Source organism: Moorena sp. SIO4A5, assembly GCF_010672005.1.
Taxonomy (GTDB): Bacteria; Cyanobacteriota; Cyanobacteriia; order Cyanobacteriales; family Coleofasciculaceae; genus Moorena.
This window is the reverse complement of the sequence record NZ_JAAHHZ010000234.1, coordinates 1-7,423: the sequence shown is the minus strand read 5'-3', so window position 1 is coordinate 7,423 and position 7,423 is coordinate 1. Positions and strand designations below refer to the sequence as shown.

Below are 7,423 nucleotides of genomic sequence, written 5' to 3'. Positions count from 1 at the left end.
TCTGGGGTTGCTGTCAGTCCTAACCGATAGGGTGCGATCGCATATTCCGCAATCACCTTATAAAAATCCGTAGGTAAGTGATGACACTCATCAAAAATCACCAAAGCGTACCGATTCCCTAAGGTTTCCGCATGAATAGTGGCACTATCATAGGTGGCGATCAGGATAGGCGTGCGATCGCGAGAACCACCCCCCAACACTCCCACCTCCACATCTGGAAAGGCTGCTTCGAGTTGAGCATACCACTGGTGCATTAAATCTAGGGTTGGTACGACAACTATGGTACTACGAGGAGTGTCTTGCATTGCCAACTGAGCCAGATAAGTCTTACCTGCTCCCGTTGGTAGCACCACTACCCCTTTACGACCGGCTTGCTTCCATGCCAATAGAGCTTCCCGTTGATGGGGATAAGGTTCCATCTCAAAACTAGATACTAGTGGCAGAGGCACAAATTCCCTAGCATCATCAATAAAATCAACCTTTTCTCTGAGTAAGGTTTCTACCAGAGGACGATAATGAATTCCTCTAATCCGAAACTTCTCTACCCGATCATCCCAAGTCGCATACTCCACCCAAGCTTTGCCCCTCGGTGGTGGATGCAAAATCAGAGTTCCCCGGTCAAAGGTTAATCTAGGGGTGCGTGGCATGGATTCAAGGACGTTTCTTTGCTATTGTCGTACCGGTTCCGTTGCCAGGCTTTGGCCTAGCTTCAATGTAAGCATTCAGCCGTCAGCCGTCAGCCGTCAGCTTTCCATCACTGAGATTAAACGAATGCTTACTTGTTTTCTTGATCCCAAGCGCGAGTGGGGGAAACCCCCGCAGGTCGGCGCTGCATCGCTTATTCAAAAGCTGTTCGGTGTAGCTTCCTCATAGCCCATAAGCACATCAAGTAGCACAATCTGTAGCGCATTAGCTGATAGCTGATAGCTGATAGCTGATAGCTTACGCTTCAATAGCTAATAATACCAGACCACTGAACTTTCTTAAGTTGATTACGCCGATAGGAAAAGAAACGCTCTGGTTCAGAGTAAGTGCAGTGGGGTGCGATCGCAATTTGTTCTGAATCAATGCCCAATTGTTCCAACTGTAAGACATTGACTCGCCGCACATCCAAGCGTACTCGTCCGGGTTTCGGGTCATCTAATATCGGGGAGTCGTCTAGCTGCTGCAACACCCCCAGAATTGATTCAGTGGTATCCCCTTGATCAGTAGATACAATACTAGCTCCCACTTCAGCCGCCACGGTTTCTGATACCTGATAGCATTCCCCTGTAATTGCTGGACCGAGAGCAATGCGTAGATTTTCTTTACGGCTACCATTGTTTAGCAATCTTGCGATCGCATTAGGAACAATCCGTTGAGCAGTACCCCGCCAACCCGCATGAATTGCTGCTACCTGTCCCGTTTCCATATCCCCAATCAGTAACGGCGTACAATCTGCTGTACAAACCCACACAGCTTGGTTAGCTTCTTCACTTATAATACCATCAGCCGGTGGTTTATTGGAGTCTGGCTCACCGTTTTGGGTACTTTCAATTTCCCCAGGAGTTAGTACTGTATTGCCGTGAACCTGTTTAACTCGATACACCTGGGCATCAGGCTGGAGTACATCCACCATTTCTTCAGGAGAACGGGGAGAAAATGCTGAGGAAAAGAAGCCGTGATTCCATTGCTTCAATAGGCTACTCGTTAAATAGGGCAAATTATTCCAAGTGTCCCAGTGCCAGGTATGCATTTAAATTGTGTTGACGGTTTACACTTTACAGTTTACAGCTTAGACTTTACACTTTATCCTTTCAGCTGTTGTGGATTTCAATTATATATTATTTAATTATAGCTTTTATTGCATTTATGAGTTACACTTATAAACCTCAAAGTCCCCCTTTTTAAGGGGTATTTAGGGGGATCCCTTTGTACCTCATGGGAAATATAATTGCTATATCAAAAAAATAAAATTCTTTACCCCTGCTCCCTGCTCCCTGCTCCCTGCTCCCTTCCTGTCATAACCTAAAACTTTAAATTAAACCAGCTTACTGTCATAAATCAAGGCAACTTCCAAACTTTAATACTATCATCTCTACTGCCACTGACTAAGGTTTTTCCATCGGGACTAATCGCCAGAGAACTCACCCAGTTTTTATGACCAGTGAGGGTAGTTTTCAACTCCCATGTTTCTAAATCCCAAACCTTAATGGTATTCTTGGCACTACCACTAACCAAGGTTTTACCATCCGGGCTAATCGCCAGAGAATGAACATAGTATATATGTCCAGTCAAGGTATTTTTTAATTCACCAATTGTCAAATCCCAAATTTTAATATTACGGTCTAGGCTACTACTAAATAACGTTTTACCATCAGGACTAATGATTAGAGAAACAACGGAATCTCTATGACCGGTCAGGGTCTTTTTTAGATCACCTGTATCCAAATCCCAAATTCTGATCGTATTGCCCCCATTACCACTAACTAAGGTTTTGCCATCAGGACTAATCACCACCGAACTAACCCAATTCGTTTCCCCCCTTAAGGTTTGTTTCAGCTTGCCCGTCGGTAAATCCCAAACTTTGATAGTGTGGTCATAACTTCCACTTACTAACGTTTTTCCATCGGAACTAATCGCAACAGAACTAATAAATCCCTGATGACCAGTAAGATTCTTTTTCAGCTGACCCCTTTTCAAATTCCAAATCTTGATAGTATTGTCATCACCACCACTAGCAATATTTTCTCCATCAGGACTAATAGCGACAGAATAAACATTACCATCATGGCCATTAAGAGTTCTAACTAACTCACCTTTCGGCAAATTCCAAATTTTTACAGTATGATCATTACTACCACTTACCAAATAGTTACTATCAGGACTAACCGCAATAGAACGCACTGAGTTAGAGTGTCCATTGAGAGTAGTTTTGAGGTAGGTACTGCTGGGTAAACCAGCCATCAAAAAACTTAGATTAGACGGAAATGTTTTATAGCGAAAATATCCATATCCTTGAGTAATTAATCCTAGAGATAATAAAGAAAATCCTCCCATCATCACTTGTTTTTTTAACTGGTCATTTTGTCTTAATGACGTTAAAAAATTCAGAAAAGACTCGTTATACTTAGAGGTTGATTGAGAGGGATTAGCAGAGGGCGCAGACTGAAGCTCCAACACCTCCAAGACTTGGTCTACAGACTGATAACGGTGCTGATAGCTTTCTGGGAGCAGCCGATCCATTATCCACCACAATTGTTCACTCACCGGTTGCTTTAAATGCTTTCGCCAACTATTTACCCAGCGATAGCCTTGTTTCTTCCACAAATCCCAAGGATGAACATTAGTAAGCAAATGAAAGCAGGTCGTGCCCAAACTGTATAAATCACTAGCAGCATAGGCTTTACCTCCCTCCATTTGTTCCATAGGCACATAGCCAAAGGAACCGATAGTGGTGCCAGTGATATTAGCCATGACCGTAGCCCTCAATTGCTTGGCTATCCCAAAATCGATTAATACTAGCTCAGTCTTTTTTTCATATCCTTGAGCCGAAGCAGGACGGCGAATGATATTACCTGGTTTAATATCTCGGTGAATCACCTTCTGTTGATGGACAAACTTGAGAATAGTTAGCAATTCAAATAAAACATCCCTAATCTTGTCTTCACTGAACGGTCCTGCTTCTGCCAACTCTTGCTCTAAGGTTTTCCCCTCGATATACTCTTGGAGCAAATATAAGCGCTGATCTTCCTCAAAGTAAGCTAGCAAAGTAGGGATTTGGGGATGTTGTCCCAGCCTTTGCAATTGTTTGGCCTCTTGCTCAAATAATTCTCGTGCCTTCTTGAGTGCCTTCGTTCCCTCAATTTGGGGCGCTAGCTGCTTAATCACACAGTTTTCATCCAATTTGTCCCTATCTTCTGCCAAATAAGTTTTGGAAAAGCCCCCATCTCCGAGGGGTCGAATCGGAAGATAGCGGTTTTTCAGGAGTACTAGTTTGTTACCACAGCTTTGGCAAAACTGGTTATCATCCGCATTAATGGGATTCTGGCAATCGGGATTAAGACAGCAGATCATACTGGCAGGTCATCAGGGAATTTGGGTATGACTAGGCCATTAAGAGGGTAGTTTTTTCCTGTTGATTGTCCTCTTAAGAGGGAGCATGTCACAGTTAAATGACATACGGTAGTAATTACGGTAGAAATTCCCTGGTATCAGGATGGTTTAAGTAGATGCTAGTGGTAGATGCTAGCTCTAGATGCTAGCTCTAGATGCTAACCCTGGCTGTTGGCTAATCAGCTAAAGTAGCCGCGAAAGCTTTTCGGTTTCCGAGAGATTTGGCTAATTTGATTAAGTGATGGAATTAAGGATTTGAGCTGTTTAGCAATCCTTATGATTAAGGGTGCTGGTTAATTTACTTTCAATAAATGATTTTAGCAGAATTTTAGCAAACGCGATCGCAATCTGGTTAACCCGTTACAGGTTATTGGTTACAGGTTACAGGTGACCCGGTTACAGGTTACAGGTTAGGCGGTTATTCAACCTTGGCCTTTCGGCCACGCTACGCGAACAACCTTGGCCTTTCGGCCACGCTACGCGAACAACCTTGGCCTTTCGGCCACGCTACGCGAACAACTTTCAACCTATTTTTAGGTTACAGGTAACCCGGTTATTAAACCTTGGCCTTTCGGCCACGCTACGCGAACAACCTTCAACACTATTGAAACAACTGGACACGATATCACTTCTTTAAGGGAAGTTGTTATTTGGTCAATTTTTATTATATACTAGTATCGGAATAGTTATTTCAAGTCTCCTCAATGAGTAAGCACGTTGGTACTACTGAAGCCGCATCTCTGTTAGGTATTTCTTCTCGGCGATTGCGCCAACTCCTAGAGAAGGGTCGGGTTCGGGGTGCCTATAAAAGTGGGAAATTCTGGATTATTCCTCTGTTCAACGATTTGCCACAAATCACGAAAGGTACCCGTGGACCAAAAGGCAAATGGCGTACTACTCGTCCTCCTGCTTTGGCTAAGATTAATGTCAACCGCAATCGCATTGGCTCCAATAACCACAAAAGCCCTGAAGACCGGCTGCCAGTGATTTCAGTAAAACGAAGCGGCAACAATCTATACGGCAATCAGATCGAAATCATTGGTCCGTGTCGGATTGTCTATCAGCCAGATAACCCACTCGATTGTGGAGCTCGTTTATGGATCGAAACCTTCAGTGATGTCCACTTCATCGGTGGCAGTTTCCCTGCTACTAGCTGATACTGTTTAATCCCAGTCAACAGTAATTTTTCAAAAACAACTAGGAACTATACTTTGTCAAGAAAGTCATGGATTCATAGTGGGTACGGCTAACGGCTGATACCTTAATGCTTACCATGATGGTTCATTATGCCTAGGTATAAAATAAGGACGCTACCAGATATAGCGCTACGCTTAGCGTCAGAAGTTAGAAGTCAGAAGTCAGAAGTAAGCTATGACTAGATTTCGGAGTTTAGGAATGTCCTAATCTAAATGCGTAGTGTTATATAATCTGATCTATCATTCTGTTATCCGATCTATTACTTGCGATCTATTATTTCTGAAACTACCATGAGAGCATCTAATCGAATTCCCCTAGTTTTGTTTCTACTGCGCCTCAGTGTTTTTATAGTAATGCTGATGTGGACAATCGATAAATTCGTGCGTCCTGAACATGCAGCTGCGGTCTATGAAAACTTTTACTTTATTAGTGGACTCGGTAACAGCATTTTTATTCTTATTGGCGCTATCCAGCTAGTAATCATCCTAGGATTTTTACTCTTAGTGGAAAAAACGATGGACTTATGGTAGCGTATTAGTATTTCATGGGATATAAACTATCTCATCCTATCAGCAATATCTAAGCCTATTTACTGATCCTAATTTGCTATTTTTTGCCGCTTTGCAAATGTTAGCAGCTTGTTTTGCCCTTTATTATCTTAGAGACCTGGATACCTTGTTTGTTATCAATAGACGATAGGCAATATAAACACAAAAATCTTCCTTCTGGCGTTCAAGTTAAAAGTTAAAAGTTGAAAGTTGAAAGTTGAAAACGTTTACTAACCTAATGAGGTACACAAGATTTTTTTCATCTTACCTATTGCCTATTGCTAGCATGCCTATTCCCTGTTCCCTGTTCCCTGTTCCCTGTTCCCTGTTCCCTGTTCCCTAAAACCCAGGAATCTGTACCTAACCCAATTGAAAAGTGCTGTAATTATGAAATATTGGCGGGAAACCTGTGCTGTAGCACAGCGAATCTTGATTGAACTATGGCGAAGGCAGCGTAGCCTATTATTTTGGAGTATTTTTCCAATTACTGTGCTATTTCTCAACGGTTTGATTATGGCAGAACAGGCTGAGCTATCAACCGCAGAAGCATTTCAACGGGCTGCCCCAACTACTCTTGTGGGTGCTGCTTTGTTTTTTAGCTGCTTGGGGGGTAGCGTGGCAACAGTAGTCTCAGAACGAGAACAGCACATGCTCAAGCGTTTATTTATCTCTCCATTAGGCGGCATATCCTATTTCTTAGGAATTTTTTTGGCTCACAGCTGCATTGGTACAGGTCAAGGCTTAGTGGTTTATACCATAGCAGCATTTTTGGGGGCAAGGTTTCAAGGTTCCGTGTTGCTAGGGGTATTGATTATTTTCCTGAGTATTATTGCTTATGTGGGAGTGGGATTTTTTCTGGGAACTCAATTAGCGCGGCGGACTGAGGACGTTAATGCCTTAGTGGGAACCTTCGGTGTACCTCTATTAATTTTGGGGGGTGCGTTTTTACCAACTGCTTTGTTTCCGGAACAGTTACTGGAAATCGCTAAGTTTAACCCAATTTATCATATGAACGAAGCCTTGCTGGGAGTATGGGCTGATGGGAAGGGTTTGGTGGAAATAGAGTCTCATTTCTGGTTTTTGTTTGGCTTTGCCTCAGTGATGGTGATAGTCGCATGGTTGTCATACCAGGGGATGGTTCGGGTAGAGAGAAGATTGTGATTACCCACGGAATTTTTGTGCAGGGTAACCTAGTTTAAACCATTGAAAAATGAGGAGGCTTGCACAAACAAATAAACTTAAGTATAGTCGGGTCAGTTATCTATTAGCTAGTACTCCTATAAAATCATCCGATTATCGTAAAAAAAGTCTGATTAAATTGCCTTAGTATTGCTCAAGGTTTAACTAGTGCTAAATATCCATAAATTAAGTAAGTCTTACGGTAATCGAAACGTTCTGCGGGATTTAAGCCTAAATATTCCAGCAGGAGAAATATATGGTTTACTCGGACCCAATGGTGCGGGTAAGACAACTACTATCAATATCATCTGTAACTTACTACGAGCGGATAGTGGTGCGATCGCAATCAATAACCAACCAGTGTCCGAGGCAACGAAAAAGCTGATTGGGGTTGCCCCCCAAGA

7 protein-coding genes are annotated in these 7,423 nt (G+C 42.8%); 4 read left to right on the top strand and 3 right to left on the bottom strand.

From position 1 onward, the window contains the following. The 3 genes from F6K57_RS33410 to F6K57_RS33400 all read right to left on the bottom strand — a co-directional run. The coding region (locus F6K57_RS33410; protein WP_293072264.1) for a DEAD/DEAH box helicase family protein at positions 1-647 on the bottom strand (647 nt) is incomplete at its 3' end. A gap of 302 nt (positions 648-949) precedes the next feature. Next, entirely contained in the window at positions 950-1,735 is a 786-nt protein-coding gene (pgeF, locus tag F6K57_RS33405; protein WP_293029004.1) for a peptidoglycan editing factor PgeF, read from the bottom strand. Positions 1,736-2,043: 308 nt separating this feature from the next. Further along, positions 2,044-4,056, bottom strand: a complete 2,013-nt coding sequence (locus F6K57_RS33400) for a serine/threonine-protein kinase (protein WP_293072263.1) — start codon at positions 4,054-4,056, stop codon at positions 2,044-2,046. 743 nt (positions 4,057-4,799) lie between these two features. Here F6K57_RS33400 and F6K57_RS33395 point away from each other — a divergent pair. From F6K57_RS33395 to F6K57_RS33380, 4 genes are all read left to right on the top strand, one after another. Further along, the gene (locus tag F6K57_RS33395; protein WP_293026083.1) at positions 4,800-5,252 is read left to right on the top strand and encodes a helix-turn-helix domain-containing protein; all 453 of its coding nucleotides are present in this window, start codon (positions 4,800-4,802) and stop codon (positions 5,250-5,252) included. A gap of 330 nt (positions 5,253-5,582) precedes the next feature. Further along, positions 5,583-5,822: a hypothetical protein gene (locus F6K57_RS33390; protein WP_293026085.1), complete on the top strand. Its 240-nt coding sequence runs from the start codon at positions 5,583-5,585 to the stop codon at positions 5,820-5,822. 405 nt (positions 5,823-6,227) lie between these two features. Further along, complete coding sequence (locus tag F6K57_RS33385) at positions 6,228-7,001, top strand: ABC transporter permease (protein WP_293072262.1); 774 nt, start codon at positions 6,228-6,230, stop codon at positions 6,999-7,001. 186 nt (positions 7,002-7,187) lie between these two features. Then, the coding region (locus tag F6K57_RS33380) for an ATP-binding cassette domain-containing protein (protein WP_293072261.1) at positions 7,188-7,423 on the top strand (236 nt) is incomplete at its 3' end.